Here is a 16,056-nt window from a genome sequence, read left to right on the forward strand (position 1 = left end):
ATCTATGTAGGTTCGAGACGTCATCGCGAGCACAACGAACGTGACACCCGGGAAGTTCCCGGGGTCAGCGGCATCGAAAACAGGGTCCTTTTCCGGAGTGGACGCGCGTGCCCCCGGCGGGATTCGAACCCGCACGTCAACCCTTTTAAGGGGTTTGCCTCTGCCATTGGGCTACGGGGGCGCCGCAATCATACGAAACGGACCATGCTCCCGAGGAGCACAACTTCGCATCATGCGTCACAACTGTGAAGCCCGCGAGGAAGTGTCAGGGCTCCTGACGCTCTGTCCAGGGACAACACCCTTGGTCCTGATGGTGCGGAAAGGACCGGGGTTCGGGGGCATCGGCTTCGATGGTGACGGGATCTTGCGTTTCTGGCAACCGCTTATGTGAAGTACGCCGCGTTTTCGCTGTTCGGACGACCACGGGTTACGGAGCGTACTCGCACGGTTTTCACCCGGCCTTCACAGCGCGTGAGATTCCACACGACGGATGGTGATTTCGCTGTCAAGGCCGGCGCCCACGGCGGCGAGCCGGGACGCCAGGCCCGCCACGTCCACCTCGTCCGGCAGTTCCACGTCGGCGATGAGCACGTACAGGCGGCCGGACAGCCGGCTGCTCATGCCGGTGATGTGGCCGCCGACCGCGGCCAGCTCGGTGCTGATGACCGACAGGATGCCGGGCCGGTCGGGTCCGTGGACGGTCAGCACGTGGCCGCGCCCGCTGGACGGGGAGCCGAAGTGCCGCTGTGCCTTGACGGCCGAGGCGGTCACCACCAGGTCGGGGGCGCTCACCCGCCGCAGCAGGTCCTCCGGGCTGAGGTCGCCCGACACCAGTAACATCATCGCGACGTGCCCGCCGAGCAGGGTCATCGTCGAGTCCTGGATGTTCGCCCCGCATCCGGCGAGCGAACCGGTGACCGCGGCGATGACGCCGGGCCGGTCGACGCCGAGCACGGTCACCGCTGAGAGCCCCACCCGTGGATCCCCTCTCGTCCGAAGATCGCGGGCACCGGAACGCCCCGGCGCGAGGGCACCGGGGCGCTGCGTGGCCGGGCTAGCGGCGCATCGTCGCCACAGCGGCCCTGAACCCGTCACGCGGGTGTTCGACCTCGCCGAGCGAGATCGTCTCCCGCTTGAAGAACAGCGCAAGAGTCCAGTCGACGACGACACGGACCTTCCGGTTGAGCGTCGGCACCCGCGACAGATGGTAGGTCCGGTGCATGAACCACGCAGGGAATCCGCGAAGCTTGACCCCGTAGACGTTGGCGACGCCCTGGTGCAGGCCGAGCCCGGCGACCGATCCGACATACTTGTGGCGGTAGTCGACCAGTTGCTCACCGCGCAGGTGGCGGGCGATGTTGTCGGCGAGCACCTTGGCCTGGCGCACCGCGTGCTGCGCGTTGGGCGCGCAGTACTGGCCGGGGTTGGTCACGTCGGGCACGCCCGCGATGTCACCGGCGGCGAAGGCGCCCTTGACGCCCGCGACGGTCAGCGCCGCCGTGGTCTTGACCCGGCCGCGCTCGTCGAGCGGCAGGTCCGTGGAGTTGACGATCGTGCTGGGCTTGACGCCGGCCGTCCAGACGAGGGTGTCGGCGTCGAACTCGGTGCCGTCGGAGAGCACGACGCGGCCGCCGACGCAGGACTCCAGGCGGGTCTCCAGCTTGACGTCGATGCCGCGCTCGCGGAGCTGCTCCAGCGTCCACGTGCCCATCTCCGGGCCGACCTCGGGCAGCACCCGGTTGGTGGCCTCGACGAGCACCCAGCGCAGGTCGGACGGCTTGATGTTGCGGTAGTAGCGCGTGGAGTCCTTGGCCATGTCCTCCAGCTCGGCCAGGGCCTCGACGCCCGCGAAGCCGGCGCCCACGACCACGAAGGTCAACGCCCGGCGGCGCACCTCGGGGTCCTCGGTGGACTCGGCCACGTCGAGCAGGTGCAGGACGCGGTTGCGCAGCGCGATGGCCTCGCCCACGGTCTTGAAGCCGATGCCGATGTCGGTGAGACCGGGAATCGGCAGCGTCCGCGAGATCGAGCCCGCGGCCATCACGATCACGTCGTAGGCGATCTCGCGCGCCTGGCCCTCGGCGGGCTGGAAGGTGACGGTCCGCTCGCCGTGGTGGACCTTGGTGACGGTGCCGTTGAGGATCTCCACCTTGGGCAGCACCCGGCGCAGCGGCGCGACCAGATGCCGCGGTGACAGGTTGCCGGCGGCCGCCTCCGGGAGGAACGGCTGGTAGGTCATGTACGACTGGGGGTCGATGATCGTGATGCTGACGGAGCCGTCGCGCAGCTCGCGGCGGAGCGTCTTCTGGAGTCGGAGTGCGGTGTAGAGGCCGACGTAGCCGCCGCCCACGATCACAATGCGCTTGTTCATCCTGAGGCCCATCCTCGTTTGTGAAAGCATTCACAAGCTTACGCGCCGATGGGGCGGAACTCCACTCCGTGAGCAATGCGATTCATCACACCATGAGGCGGAATGCCCTGGTGAAGACGTCGTCGAGCATCGGAGCGGTCACCCGGCCGGTGAAGGTGTTCTGCTGGCTCGGGTGGTAGCAGCCGAGCAGGGTCACGGGCGTCTCGCCGTACGAGAGCGCGACCTCGGCGCCGTGGCCGAACGGCGGCCTGGCCCGCGGCAGGGCGTAGCCAGCCTCCTTCAGCGCCGGCCACAGGGCCTGCCAGGCGTAGCCCCCGAGCGCGACGATCACCCGGACGGACGGGGCGGCCAGCGCGACCTCGCGGGCCAGCCACGGGAAGCAGGCGGCCTTCTCGTCGGGGGCGGGCTTGTTGGCGGGCGGCGCGCAGCGCACCGACGCCACCATCCGCGCGCCGAGGAGCCGCTGCCCGTCGCCGGCGTGGGTGCTGGTCTCCTGGGCGGCCAGGCCGCAGCGGTGCAGCGAGGCGAACAGCCAGTCGCCGCTGCGGTCGCCGGTGAAGATCCGGCCCGTCCGGTTGCCGCCGTGGGCCGCCGGGGCGAGCCCGGCGATGAGCAGGCGCGGGCGCTCGTCGCCCCACCCGGCGACCGGGCGGCCCCAGTAGGTCTCGTCCGCGAACGCGCGCCGCCTCGTCCGGGCGACCTCCTCGCGCCAGGCCACCAGGCGGGGACAGGCGCGGCAGACCGACTGCCGCGCCGTGAGCTCCGCGAGGGTGCGACTGGTGGCGGCGAGGCGGCGCACGTCCGCGGGGTCATGGGCGACCGGCGTCTCGGCGGTCGCCGGGTCCTCGGGCCAGCCGGTGCCGGGGGGAACGAAACTCATGCCTTCGATGGTGCCCGATCCGCCGCCGGGCCCCGCCGCCGCCCGTCAGCCGGACGGCTCGGGGGACGGCACGCCGGACGGCGGGCCGGACGGCCGGCCGGACGGCTCGGGTGACCTCGTGCGGGGCGGCGCCTGGCCGGAGTCGGCGCTGGGCACGGGCGCCGGCGCCGGCGAGGAGGCCGGCGCGGCAGGGGCGGCCGTCGCGCACGAGGGGCTCCGGGCGACGCCGGAGTCGGGCTCGGTCTCCTCGACCAGAGGCAGCGGGTAGCGGTTGAGTATCGGTTCGCCGCACGACCGGTCGACCGTGTAGCCGTGCGCCTCGGGGTCGGTGGTGAGCGGCCGGCCGTTCTGGTCGTAGAGGTAGACGTCGGTCAGCGGGGTGCCGTCCTTGGCGTACGGCTTGATGTTGTAGACGTCGCCGCCGAGGCCGGAGACGGTCTCCACCATGACGGGGCCCGAGCCGTCGGCCAGGTGGCGCTCGTCGAGGGCGGGCCGGTCCGCGATCGCCACCCCGATCAGCAGCGCCACCACGGCCCCCGCGTTGGCCAGCAGCGTGACCGGCAGCGCCAGCCGGCCCCGGGCGGACCTGCCCCACCACACCGACGCCGCCACGAACGCGAGGACCAGCAGCCAGCCCAGCGCGTCGCCCGGCAGGACGCGGTCGTCGGCGAAGCCGGCCAGGATCATGGCGAGCAGGTAGCCGCGCAGCACCCACCAGCCGGGCCTGAGCTCGCGCAGGAGGCCCAGGAAGCCTCGGTAAGCGTCCTTACCCATGAGGGTGGCGTGGAGGTCGCGCAGCCGCCCGACGGGCCGCAGGCGGCGCTTCTGGCGGCTCGCGGGCCGGCCCCCGTAGGCGGCCGCGAGCTCCTCCGCGTACGCGGCCGGCGGGCCCAGCCGTTCCTCCAGCGGGACGTCCGACTCCGCCGCGATCTCCGCGAGGTGGTCGTCGAGGTCGTCGAGCAGCTCCTCGGCGTCCGGATGACCGGCCAGGGCGTCGCGTACGGCCTGCGCGTAGCGCGCCGGGGTGTCCAGGGTGCCGTCACCGGCCTCAGGACCGGGGTGCTGTGTCACTGTGCCCCTCCTTGAGCAGGGATGCCATGGTGGCCGCGAACGAGGTCCAGGTCCGGGTGGAGGAGGCGTACATGCTCCTGCCGACCTCGTTCAGCCCGTAGTACTTGCGATGGGGCCCCTCGTCGGAGGCCACCACGTACGAGGTGAGCGCGCCGGCCTTGAACAGCCTGCGCAGCGTCCCGTACACCGAGGCGTCGCCCACGTCGTGCAGGCCCGCCTCCCTCAGCCTGCGCACGACGTCGTAGCCGTAGCCGTCGCGCTCGTCGAGGACCGCGAGGACGGCCAGGTCGAGCACGCCCTTGAGGAGCTGGCTGCTATCCACGGCATGCACACTACTGCGCTTTGCGTAATAGTGGCAAACGAGAAAGCCGGACGGCGCCACGGGGACGCCGTCCGGCCTAGTTCATCCCGATCAGGCGGACGTGTCAGCCTTGCCGGACTCGGCGGCCTTCGGCGGGCAGGTCGCCGAGAAGGCGGTGCTGCCGGAGGCGGCCTCGTTCGGGCTCACGACGACCAGCGCGACCGAGCCCGAGGTCTCGGAGGCGCCGTGGGTGCCGCCGATCCCCCAGGTGACGTTCAGGCTGCCGTTCACCTGACGCTCGAGCGTCTCGTGCTCGCGCTTGCCGTTGATCACCCAGTAGTACTTGACCGTGGCCGGCCCGGTGCTGGTGATCGTGGCCTGGAAGTCCACGCCCGGACCCCGGTTGTCGGCGCACATGTCGTTACGCTGACCCGCGACCGAGACGCTGGACACCGAGACCTTGGGCTTCGGCGCCTCGCACGCGGCGTAGGACTGCGTGATCGAGTCGGTGTTGCGCGCCCCGGAGACCGTCAGGGTGATCCTGCCGCCCTTGGTGGCGTAGCCCCGCAGCTCCTGCTCGCCGAGCTGGATGTTGCGGGTGTCACGGTGGCTGAACCAGACGTCACCGGTCTTGACGGTGCGGCCGTTCAGCTTCCACGCGTACTCGACTCGGCCGCGGGCGGTCGAGCTGACGTTCGCGTGCGCGCTGACCGCGCAGGTCTCGTGGTCGGTGGCCGTCACCAGGCCGGAGACGGACACGCGCGGGGCCGGGGCCTCGTCCTGGCAGACGACCTTGTAGTAGGCGCGGTTGGAGGAGACCCGAGCCGGGCTCAGGACCTCCAGCTGCGCGTAGCCACGCTGGCTGTCACGCGGGGAGATGCCGAAGCCCACCCGCTTGCTGCTCCACACCTTCGTCTTGCCGTAGTCGACGACACGGCCGTTGAGGACCCAGCGGTACCTCACCCAGGCCGGCTTGTTCACCTTGATCCGGCCACCGAAGTGGACCTTGTCGCCGGGGGTGCAGGACCCGACGTAGGTGCTCGGGCTGGCCCAGGCGCGGGCCGAGACCTTGTGCCGGTTGGAGAGCTGGTCCTCGTCGATGACCTTGGGGTCCGCGCAGGTGACCGAGAAGTGGCTCTTCTTGGAGGTCACCTTGCGGGGGCTGAGGACCTGCAGGGCCTCCCAGCCCTTGACGTCCTCGCCGAAGGTGTTGGCCTGGGACACGTTGACGTACTTGGTGCCCTTGCCGCTGAGCTTGATCGTCTTGACCTTGCTCGCGGATCCGTCACCGTGCAGCCAGCGGTAGGCCAGCGTGGTCTTGCCGGTCAGCTTCACCTTGATCTTGGCCGAGAAGCTGACCTTGGCCGGACACGCGCCCACGTAGCTGCGGTCCGCGGTCGTCGGCGTGGACACCGAGACCTTGGGCTTGGCCTTCGAGGCGGACGCGGTGGCCGCGGTGGCCGCCTGCGCCGGCGTGGCGACCAGCCCGACCAGCCCGGCCAGCATCGCGGAGGTGGCGCCGAGCGCCGCCGCCCGACGCGCTAACGGTGATGACTTCATGGTGAGAGTGCTCCATTCCGTGAGGGAAAAGATGCGCTCGGGAACGGTCGCCACGCCGGCACCATACGTGTCCGGCAATATGGCAAAGCCCCCGTAATGCCCCTTTACCTAAGCACAATACTGATTGCACGCTCAACACGGCACCGTAACGCGAAATGTCCGGATTTAGTGGCTCTTTTAGGCGATAGACCACGCAATTCCATCGAGGATGTCGTGCTCACTGACCACGACCTGCGAAAACGCGAAACGACGCATGACGCTGTCGAGTATCAGGGCCCCCGCCCCGATGACGTCGACCCGCCCCGGATGCATCACCGGAATGCCGGCCCGCTCACCATGGGTCATCGCGAGCAGCCGCCGCGTGACGTCGTGGACCTCCTCGGCGGTGACGTGCGCGTGGTGGATCCGGTCGCGGTCGTAGGCCGGCAGGCCGAGCGCGATGCCGGCGACCGTCGTCACCGAGCCCGCCAGCCCCACCAGCGTGTGCGCCCGCTCCACGGGCACCGCCTCCGTCACCCGGTCGAGCGCGGCCTCGATGTCGGCGGTCATGGCCGCCACCGCCGCCGACGACGGCGGGTCGCCCGCGTCACGCAGGTGCCGTTCCGTGAGCCGGACGCAGCCGATGTCGACCGAGAGGGCCTCCTCGGCGTGGCGCGAGCCGATCACGAACTCGGTGGAGCCACCGCCGATGTCCACCACCAGGTAGGGCCCCACCGGCCCCTCGGGATGCTCCGTCTCCGGCGACAGGTGCAACAGGCCACGGGTCGCGCCCGTGAACGACAGCTCGGCCTCCTCACCGCCGCTGACGACCTCCGGCTCGACGCCGAAGATCTCGCGCACCCCGTCGACGAACTCCTGCCGGTTGGCCGCGTCACGCGTCGCGCTCGTCGCCACCACCCTGGTGCGCTTGGCGCCGTGGCGGTCGATCAGCTCCCGGTAGCCGCGCATCGCGGCGAACGTGCGTTCCAGGGCCGCGGCCGACAGCCGGCCGGTCTCATCGACGCCCTGCCCCAGCCGTACGATCTCCATCCGCCGCTCGACCTCGGTGAGCGTGTCGTGCGGGATGTCGGCCACGAGCAGGCGTACGGAGTTGGTGCCGCAGTCGACGGCGGCTACACGCATGGTCCGTCACTCCACCAATCGGGGAGGGCATCGAGCGCCTCCCGGCCGAACGGGTTGGTCCCGGGGGCGGCCAGCTCGTGCGCGACGAGCGCGTGCAGGCACTTGACCCGCAGCGGCATGCCCCCGGTGCTCTGCATGTCCCGCGGAAGCGGCTCCATGCCCGCGTCCTCGGCAGCCTTGTCACGCCGGGCGACGTAGTCGTCGTGTGCGGCCCGGTAGCTCGCGGCCAGCTCGGGGTCGTCCGCCAGCCTGGCCTGCATCTCACGCATCAGGCCGGAGCCCTCCAGCGTGCCGATGGCGGAGGCCGCCCGGGGACAGGTCAGGTAGTAGAGGGTGGGGAACGGCGAGCCGTCGGGCAGCCGCGGCGCGGTCTCCACCACGTCGGGGTTGCCGCACGGGCAGCGGTGCGCCACCCCGCGCAGTCCGCGGGGCGGGCGGCCGAGCTGCCGCCGCACCGCCTCCACGTCGCTGTCCCGCACGTCGCTGTCCCGCACGTCGCTGTCCCGCACGTCGCTGTCCCGCACGTCGCCGGCGGGCTCGGGCTCAGGGCTGTCCAACGGTCTCCTTCTCCCCCGGGCTCTCCCCGGCGCCCGCCTTGCGGCCGGTGCCCGCGTCGGCGGCCTCGACGGACTTCCACAACGTCTGGTACCACGGCGGCGCGGGCGCGGCCTGCTTGACGGCCGTCTGCGACTTGCCGGGCTCGGCCTCCATCACCACGTAGCACTTCTCGCCGGGACCGCAGTAGTGCAGGCGCTCCTTGGCGGTGCGCTTGATCCAGTTGGGGTCGCGGATCTGCCGGGCCTGCGCCTCCAGCGCCCGCCGGTCGGCCTCGACCCGCGACTTCTCCGCCTGCAGCTCCGCGATGGCGCGGCGCTGGGCGATGTACTCGCGCACCGGGTAGGCGAGGCTCATCGCGATCGCGCACACCACGATCGCCAGGATGGCGGCCCTCCCGGTCAGCTGCGGCCTCTTCGCCATGCTCCGCGTCCCCCCTCATGCGTGCGGCCGGATCTCCGTCCGGCTCCGGCCGTACGGGCCCGCGACCGTTCGCGATCACGGGCCCGTACCCGGAAACTACCGCCGGAAGCGCGGGAAGGCCGCGCGACCGGCGTAACGGGCCGCGTCGTCGAGGAGCTCCTCGATGCGCAGCAGCTGGTTGTACTTGGCCACGCGGTCCGAACGGGCCGGCGCACCCGTCTTGATCTGCCCGCAGTTGACCGCCACGGCCAGGTCGGCGATGGTCGTGTCCTCGGTCTCGCCGGAACGGTGGCTCATCATGCAGCGGTAGCCGTTGCGGTGGGCCAGCTCGACGGCGTCCAGCGTCTCGGTCAGGGTGCCGATCTGGTTGACCTTGACCAGCAGCGCGTTGGCGGTGCCGGTGCCGATGCCGCGCTCCAGCCGCTCGGGGTTGGTCACGAACAGGTCGTCGCCGACGAGCTGCACCTTGTCGCCGAGCGCCTCGGTGATGGCCTTCCAGCCCTCCCAGTCCTCCTCGTCGAGCGGGTCCTCGATGGAGACCAGCGGGTAGTTGTCGACGAGGTCGGCGTAGAAGGCGATGAGCTCCTGGGCCGACAGGCCCTTGCCGTCGATCGTGTAGACGCCGTCCTTGTGGAACTCGGTGGCGGCCACGTCGAGGGCCAGCGCGACGTCCTCGCCGGGCGTGTAGCCGGCCCGCTCGACGGCGACCAGGATGAGGTCGAGCGCGTCGCGGTTGGATGGCAGGTTGGGCGCGAAGCCGCCCTCGTCGCCGAGGCCGGTGGCGTAGCCCTTCTCCTGCAGCACCTTCTTCAGCGCGTGGTAGACCTCGGTGCCCATGCGCACGGCCTCACGGAACGTGCCCGCCCCGATCGGAGCGATCATGAACTCCTGGATGTCGACGTTGGTGTCTGCGTGGGCGCCGCCGTTGAGGATGTTCATCATCGGCACGGGCAGCACGTGGGCGTTGGGCCCGCCGAGGTAGCGGAACAGCGGCAGCTCGGCGCTGTCGGCGGCGGCCTTGGCGACGGCCAGCGACACGCCGAGGATCGCGTTGGCGCCCAGCTTGGACTTGTTGGGCGTCGCGTCCAGGTCGATCATGATCTGGTCGACGATGCGCTGGTCCTCGGCCTCGACCCCGTGGATCTCGTCGAAGATCTCGTCGGTGACGGCCAGGACGGCCTTCTCCACGCCCTTGCCGCCGTAGCGCTCGTCTCCGTCACGCAGCTCCACGGCCTCGAACTGCCCGGTCGAGGCGCCGCTGGGCACCGCCGCGCGGCCGCTGCTGCCGTCGTCGAGCACCACCTCGACCTCGACCGTGGGGTTGCCCCGGGAGTCGAGGATCTCACGAGCGTAAACGACCTCGATGGTAGCCACGGGATGCGCTCCTAAATCCGAAAAGGCAATATGCCTTCAGAGCCTATCGGTACCGCCGCCGGCTGCCGCAGGGTCCACGCGCGGACGGCTCAGCGGCCCGCCCAGTCGATCGGCCTGACGACGTCGGGCGGCCGCACGGCGCCGACGTCGCTGCGCCAGGCCAGGCCCAGCGCCATCCCGCCCAGCAGCAGGACGGCCACCCCGCCGGCGGCGAGCGCGCGCCGGCGGGGCGACAGGCCCCGCCCGGGCCCGCTGTCCGCTGCCCTGCCCTCGATCGGGTACATGACGGCGTCGTCCGTGAAGCACCCCTCGTCCTCGACGGGTTCGTCCTCGCCGGCGCGTCCGCCGTCCGCGCGTCGTTCGCCGTCCGCGAACCGTTCGACGGTCGAGTGCCATGCGGCGGCCGGCGCCACGAGGTCGCCGCCGCCGTCCATGAGCGTCTCCAGCACCCCGTCCGCCGACGGGCGGGCCTCGGGATCCTTGGCCAGGCAGGCTCCCAGCAGCGAACGCAGCGGCTCCTCCACCCCCGACAGGTCCGGCTCGCCGGTGAGGACGCGGTGCATGACCGCCGGGATGGACTCCCCGGGGAAGGGCTCGCGGCCCGTCGCCGCGTACGTCATCGTGGCGGCCCAGCCGAACATGTCGGAGGCGGCGGTCGCCGGCTCGCCCGCGATCTGCTCGGGCGCCATGTACCCGGGCGTGCCCACCAGGACGCTGCCTGTGGTGCCCGTCTCCAGGGTCTTGGCGATGCCGAAGTCGATCACCTGTGGCCCGTCGGGGCCGATGAGGACGTTGCCGGGTTTGAAGTCGCGGTGCACGATCCCGGCCCGGTGGATGGCCTTGAGTGCCGCCGCCGTGCCCACCGCCAGCCGTTCGAGAGCGCCGTCTCGCCGTGGCCCCTCCCGGCGTACCAGCTCCTGCAGGGACGGCCCCGGCACGTACTCGCTCACGAGGTAGGGGCGACCGTCCACGAGCCCGGAGTCGATCACCCTGGCCGTGCAGAAGGCGGCGACCTTGCGCGCCAGGACGCTCTCCCGCAGGAAGCGGCGCGTGGCGCGTTCGTCGCCCGCCAGGCGCGCGTGCAGCACCTTGACCGCCACCCGCCGCCCCGCGGCGTCCTCGGCCAGGTAGACGCTGCCCTGGCCGCCATCGCCGAGCACGCCCACGATCCGGTAGCCGGCGACCTCGCGCGGCTCCCCCCGATGCAACTCCCGCACGCGTGCCATCAGGCCCCCTGCCGTCGAGAACAGCTTGATCCTGGCGTCTTCGGCGGATCTACGTCTCGTGGGTCTCCCAGGCGTGCACGCGCTCGCGGTAGGAACGGGCGGCGGCGCGCAGCTCCGCCTCGGGGTCGATGCCGGCCCCCCGGGCCCGGCGCACCAGGTCGAACAGCTCGCGCCCGACCCCCTGGCCGACCGCCGAGGCGAGACTCTCGGGCGCGCCCGCCCGCTCGGCGCGCCGCAGGAGCTGGGCCGCCAGCGACAGGGCCGGCTGGCCCAGCGGCACGCCGTCGAGCGCGGAGGTCCGCTCCCCCTTGGCGGCCCGCTCGGCGGCCTTGATGGCCTCCCAGTTGTCGTTGACCTCGTCGGCGCTGTCGGCCCGCACCGAGCCGAACACGTGCGGGTGCCGCCGGACCAGCTTGTCCACGATGCCGGCCGCCACGTCGTCCATGTCGAAGCCCTCGGCCACCCTGGCGTGGAAGACCACCTGCAGCAGCAGGTCGCCGAGCTCCTCGCGCAGCGCGGGGTAGTCGCCCTGCTCGATCGTCTCCAGCACCTCGTAGGCCTCTTCGAGCAGGTAGGGGACGAGCGACTCGTGGGTCTGCCCCCGGTCCCAGGGGCACTCGGCCCGCAGCCGCTCCATGACGGCGACCAGGTCGAGCACGCGGGCGCCCGGCAGGTCGTACGAGCCGGGCACCACCTCGATCACCGGCGGGTCGTCCAGCGCGATCGCGGCGTGCCCGAGCGCGCGCATGAACTCCTCGTCGGACCCGGCGCCGTCGGCGAGCCACACCACCGTGCCCGCGACCGCCTCGCGGGCCAGCCGGGCGGCGTCGGGTGGCACGACCGTCACCTCGACGCCGGCCTCGGCCAGGTAGGGCAGCTGGGGGTGGTCCTCCGAGCCGGTCAGGACCCGGCCCGACCCGAACGCCCGCCACGCCTGGTGGCTGAGCAGGCCGGGCGCGACCCGCGGCGAGGTGGTGACGACGATCAGCGGCACCGGGTCGGCCCCGTCAGCCCTGGGCCGGCGGCTGGGCCTGCTGGGTCAGCTTGCCGAAGCGGCCCGTGTCGACGAAGCCCTGCTCGTTGGTGAACTGGCCGTAGCGGGGGCTGTAGACCATCTTGATCGCGCCGAACTCCTGCTGGAGCTTGGCCGCGGCGTTCTGGTCCTCCGGGCCGCCGAACTGCCGCTGCAGCTTGACCACGCCCAGCTCGGCGCGCATGTACGCGCGGGCGTCGGCCGGCGAGACGCCCTTGGCCAACAGGTTGATCTCGGGCGACTGGTACTGGCCGGGGTCCTTGAGCCCGGTGTCGACCTCCGCCTCGCTCACCCTGATGTTGTGCTTGGCGGCGAGCTGCTCGAACGCGCTCTGGTTGGCCATCCGCGTCAGCACGAACTGGGTGATGGGGGCGGGCAGCTGGTCGGGCTGGATGCCGGCCCGCTTCAGCGCCGCTTCGTACTCCTGGACGTTCCTGTTCAGGTCACTGGCCGAGATGCGCTCGCCGCCCACGACGGCCGCCGCACCGGCCTCCATGGGGGAGGAGCAGGCGGTCAGCGCGACGAGGCTCGCACCCACGGCGGCAGCGGCCGCAGCCGCTCGAATCGACTTCACGTGCGTCCCTTTCCGACAAAAACCCCGGCTAGCTTACCCGTGCGGGCTCGAGGAACATCGCCTCGACGAGGTCGCCGCACCATTTGAGCAGGTCGAGGTCGCGCAGCGGCTGCCCGCCCAGCGGCTTGGTCTTGGGCACGGGCACCAGCAGCGTCTCCGCGGCCTGCTTGTAGACGGCCTTCTTGTACAACCGGTCCAGCCTGACCTGCTGCGACTCCCTGAGCCTGGCCGGGCCGAACTTGATGTTCGGGCCCTGCACGGTGACGTCGGTGAGCCCGGCCTGACGCGCCCTGATGCGGAAGCGGGCCACCTCCAGCAGGTTGTCCACCTCGACCGGCGGCTTGCCGTAGCGGTCGGTGAGCTCGTCGCGCACCTCGCCGATGTCGGTCTCGGTGGCGATGGCGGCGATCCGCTTGTACGCCTCCAGCCGCAGCCGCTCGGAGGTGACGTAGTCGTGCGGGATGTGCGCGTTGATGGGCAGCTCGACCTTGACGTCGTGCTGCTCCTCGCGCGTCTCGACGCCGGACAGCTTGTCCTTCTGCTCCTTGACCGCCTCGGCCATCAGCCGCACGTACAGGTCGAAGCCGACGCCGGCGATGAAGCCCGACTGTTCGGCGCCCAGCACGTTGCCGGCGCCGCGGATCTCCAGGTCCTTCATCGCGACGTACATGCCGGCGCCCATCTCCGTGTGCTGGGAGATGGTGGCCAGCCGCTCGTGGGCCGTCTCGGTCAGCGGCTTCTCCGGCGGGTAGAGGAAGTAGGCGTAGCCCCGCTCCCGGCCGCGGCCGACCCGGCCGCGGAGCTGGTGGAGCTGCGACAGGCCGTAGTTGTCGGCGCGGTCCACGATCAGCGTGTTGGCGTTGGGCACGTCGAGGCCCGACTCCACGATCGTGGTGCACACCAGCAGGTCGTACTCGCGCTCCCAGAAGCCCACCATGATCTTCTCTAGCTGGGTCTCGTTCATCTGCCCGTGCGCGACCGCGACGCGCGCCTCCGGCACCATCTCCCGCAGGCGGGCGGCCACCCGGTTGATCGAGGCCACCCGGTTGTGCACGAAGAAGATCTGGCCGTCGCGCATCAGCTCGCGCCGGATGGCGGCGGCGATCTGCTTCTCGTCGTACGGTCCGACGAACGTCAGGATCGGGTGGCGTTCCTCCGGCGGGGTGAGGATGGTGGACATCTCGCGGATGCCGGTCAGGCCCATCTCCAGCGTGCGCGGGATCGGCGTGGCCGACATGGCCAGCACGTCCACCTGGGTGCGCAGGTGCTTCATGGCCTCCTTGTGCTCCACGCCGAAGCGCTGCTCCTCGTCGATGATGATCAGACCCAGGTCCTTGAACCGCACCTCGGGGCTGAGCAGCCGGTGGGTGCCGATGACCACGTCCACGGCGCCGGTGCGCAGCCCGTCGAGGGTGCCCTTGATCTCGGCGTCCGTCTGGAAGCGGGAGACCGGCTTCAGCGTGATCGGGAAGCTGGAGAAGCGCTCGGTGAACGTCGACATGTGCTGCTGCACGAGCAGCGTGGTCGGCACCAGCAAGGCGACCTGCTTGCCGTCCTGGACGGCCTTGAAGGCGGCCCGCACGGCGATCTCGGTCTTGCCGTAGCCGACGTCGCCGCAGATCAGCCGGTCCATCGGGACGGGCCGCTCCATGTCGCGCTTGACCTCGTCGATGGCCTCCAGCTGGTCGCCGGTCTCGGCGTAGGGGAAGGCGTCCTCCATCTCGCGCTGCCACGGCGAGTCGGGCGAGAAGGGGTGACCGGGCGAGGCCATCCGGGCGGAGTAGAGGCGGATGAGCTCGCCGGCGATCTCCTTGACCGCCTTCTTGGCCCGTGACTTGGCCTTGGCCCAGTCGGCGCCGCCCATCCGGTTGAGGGTGGGCGCCTCGCCGCCGACGTAGCGGGTGACCTCGTCGAGCTGGTCGGTGGGCACGTACAGGCGGTCGCCCTTGGCGTACTCGATGACGAGGTACTCGCGGGTGGCGCCCTGGACCGTGCGCTGGACCATCTCGACGTAGCGGCCGACGCCGTGCTGCTCGTGCACCACGTGGTCGCCCACCTTGAGCTGCAGCGGGTCCACCATGTTGCGGCGGCGCGAGGGCAGCCGGCGCATGTCCTTGGTGGACGCCTTCTGGCCGACCAGGTCGAGGTGGGTGAGCACGGCCAGGCCCGGCGTGACGAAGCCGTGCTCCAGCAGGCCGGTGGTGACGTGCACGACCTTCGGCTCGGGCGGCGTGTCGAGGTGGCCCTGCAGCCGGGCCGGGACGTCGACGCCCTTGAGCACCTCGACCATCCGCTCGGCCGGGCCGTGACCCTCGCTGAGCAGCACGACGGCCTTGTCCTCGGCGAGCCAGCCCTTGACGTCGGCGAGCGCCCGCGCGGTGTCGCCCCGGTAGGCCTCCGAGTCGTGCGCGTCGATCTCGACGCCGGCGCCGAACGGCGCCATCGACCACCACGGCAGCCCGAGGGCGCCGGCGTGGTCGCGGATCTCGTCGAGCGAGCGGAAGGCGGCCGCGCCCAGGTCGATCGGCGCCTCGCCGCCGGCCGCCGCGTTGATCCACGACGCCTCCAGGAACTCCTGGGACGTGCGCACCAGCTCCTCGGCGCGGCCCCTGATCCGCTCGGGGTCGCAGACGAACACCGCCGACCTGGCGGGCAGGTGGTCGAGCAGCAGGTCCATCTCGCCGGCCAGCACCGGCGCGAACGCCTCCATGCCCTCCACCGGCGTGCCCTCGGCGAGCTGGTCGAGCACCTCGGCGAGCGCCGGATGCGCCTGTGCCAGCTCCCGCGCCCGCTCCCGCACCTCGGCGGTCAGCAGCAGCTCGCGGCAGGGCGGCGCGAACAGGCCGCCGTCGGCCGCCTCCAGCGAACGCTGGTCGGCCACCTTGAACCAGCGGATCTCCTCCACCGTGTCGCCCCAGAACTCCAGCCGCAGCGGGTGCTCCTCGGTCGGCGGGAAGACGTCGAGCAGGCCGCCTCGCACCGCGACCTCGCCCCGCTTCTCGACCATGTCGACCCGGTGGTAGCCGTTGTCGACCAGGCGCTCCACGACCTCCTCCAGGTCGGCGTCGTCGCCGGCGCGCAGCCGGATCGGCTCAAGGTCGCCGAGGCCCCGCACGATCGGCTGGAGCAGGGCGCGCACCGGAGCCACGACCACGCCGAGCGGGCCGGCCGCCTGGTCGCCCTTGACCGGGTGCGCCAGCCGCCGCAGCACGGCCAGCCGCTGGCCGACGGTGTCGCTGCGCGGCGAGAGCCGCTCGTGCGGCAGCGTCTCCCAGGCCGGGAAGACCGCCACCGTGGACGGCTCGACCAAGCTGGTGAGCGCGGTGGCCAGGTCCTCGGCCTCACGGCCGGTCGCGGTGACGGCCAGCACCGTGCGCCGGTCGTGCCCGGCGAGCGCGGCGACGCCGAACGGCCGCAGCGCGGCGGGCGCCACCAGCGAGACGTCGCCGCCCTCGTCGAGAGCGGCGGCCAGCTTCGGGTCGGCGGCAACAAGGTCCAGCAGTCCGGAAAGACTCATCAGATACGCCCACAGCCCCACGACGGCAACACGACCACCCCCGGCCGGG

The 16,056-nt window shown here is 71.6% G+C and carries 14 protein-coding genes and 1 tRNA gene; all 15 read right to left on the bottom strand.

The features are described from left to right. Positions 1-108: 108 nt before the first annotated feature. A tRNA-Leu gene (locus ACGF0J_RS18000) sits at positions 109-181 on the bottom strand. Between the two features lie 281 nt (positions 182-462). Continuing rightward, complete coding sequence (locus ACGF0J_RS18005) at positions 463-975, bottom strand: glycine cleavage system protein R (protein ID WP_393147021.1); 513 nt, start codon at positions 973-975, stop codon at positions 463-465. Positions 976-1,054: 79 nt separating this feature from the next. Next, positions 1,055-2,371: an NAD(P)/FAD-dependent oxidoreductase gene (locus ACGF0J_RS18010; RefSeq protein ID WP_393147023.1), complete on the bottom strand. Its 1,317-nt coding sequence runs from the start codon at positions 2,369-2,371 to the stop codon at positions 1,055-1,057. A gap of 85 nt (positions 2,372-2,456) precedes the next feature. Further along, the gene (locus ACGF0J_RS18015; RefSeq protein ID WP_393147025.1) at positions 2,457-3,251 is read right to left on the bottom strand and encodes a uracil-DNA glycosylase; all 795 of its coding nucleotides are present in this window, start codon (positions 3,249-3,251) and stop codon (positions 2,457-2,459) included. 45 nt (positions 3,252-3,296) lie between these two features. Continuing rightward, complete coding sequence (locus ACGF0J_RS18020; protein ID WP_393147027.1) at positions 3,297-4,322, bottom strand: hypothetical protein; 1,026 nt, start codon at positions 4,320-4,322, stop codon at positions 3,297-3,299. Next, positions 4,300-4,644 (bottom strand): PadR family transcriptional regulator, encoded by a 345-nt coding sequence (locus tag ACGF0J_RS18025; RefSeq protein ID WP_393147029.1) that lies wholly within the window; start codon positions 4,642-4,644, stop codon positions 4,300-4,302. Before ACGF0J_RS18025 ends, ACGF0J_RS18020 begins: the two co-directional genes overlap by 23 nt. Before the next feature lie 90 nt (positions 4,645-4,734). Continuing rightward, a complete protein-coding gene (locus tag ACGF0J_RS18030) occupies positions 4,735-6,183 on the bottom strand; it encodes a hypothetical protein (protein ID WP_393147031.1) in 1,449 nt (482 codons plus the stop codon). 177 nt (positions 6,184-6,360) lie between these two features. Further along, positions 6,361-7,305, bottom strand: coding sequence for an exopolyphosphatase (locus ACGF0J_RS18035; RefSeq protein WP_393147033.1), 945 nt, complete (start codon positions 7,303-7,305; stop codon positions 6,361-6,363). Further along, the gene (locus ACGF0J_RS18040) at positions 7,296-7,784 is read right to left on the bottom strand and encodes a DUF501 domain-containing protein (protein WP_393147329.1); all 489 of its coding nucleotides are present in this window, start codon (positions 7,782-7,784) and stop codon (positions 7,296-7,298) included. The genes ACGF0J_RS18035 and ACGF0J_RS18040 overlap by 10 nt, the downstream gene beginning before the upstream one ends. A gap of 64 nt (positions 7,785-7,848) precedes the next feature. After that, positions 7,849-8,283 carry a septum formation initiator family protein gene (locus ACGF0J_RS18045; RefSeq protein ID WP_393147035.1) on the bottom strand — a complete coding sequence of 145 codons (435 nt, stop codon included), beginning with the start codon at positions 8,281-8,283 and terminating at the stop codon, positions 7,849-7,851. Positions 8,284-8,379: 96 nt separating this feature from the next. Beyond that, on the bottom strand, positions 8,380-9,657 hold the full coding sequence (gene eno, locus ACGF0J_RS18050) for a phosphopyruvate hydratase (protein ID WP_393147037.1): 1,278 nt from the start codon (positions 9,655-9,657) through the stop codon (positions 8,380-8,382). A gap of 89 nt (positions 9,658-9,746) precedes the next feature. Beyond that, the gene (locus ACGF0J_RS18055) at positions 9,747-10,883 is read right to left on the bottom strand and encodes a serine/threonine-protein kinase (protein WP_393147039.1); all 1,137 of its coding nucleotides are present in this window, start codon (positions 10,881-10,883) and stop codon (positions 9,747-9,749) included. A gap of 49 nt (positions 10,884-10,932) precedes the next feature. Further along, positions 10,933-11,877, bottom strand: a complete 945-nt coding sequence (locus tag ACGF0J_RS18060; protein WP_393147041.1) for a MazG family protein — start codon at positions 11,875-11,877, stop codon at positions 10,933-10,935. Between the two features lie 13 nt (positions 11,878-11,890). Beyond that, positions 11,891-12,490 carry a SurA N-terminal domain-containing protein gene (locus tag ACGF0J_RS18065; RefSeq protein ID WP_393147043.1) on the bottom strand — a complete coding sequence of 200 codons (600 nt, stop codon included), beginning with the start codon at positions 12,488-12,490 and terminating at the stop codon, positions 11,891-11,893. Positions 12,491-12,518: 28 nt separating this feature from the next. Next, positions 12,519-16,007, bottom strand: coding sequence for a transcription-repair coupling factor (mfd, locus tag ACGF0J_RS18070; protein WP_393147045.1), 3,489 nt, complete (start codon positions 16,005-16,007; stop codon positions 12,519-12,521). Positions 16,008-16,056 lie beyond the last annotated feature (49 nt).

The organism is Nonomuraea sp. NPDC047897, from assembly GCF_043204415.1.
GTDB lineage: Bacteria > Actinomycetota > Actinomycetes > Streptosporangiales > Streptosporangiaceae > Nonomuraea.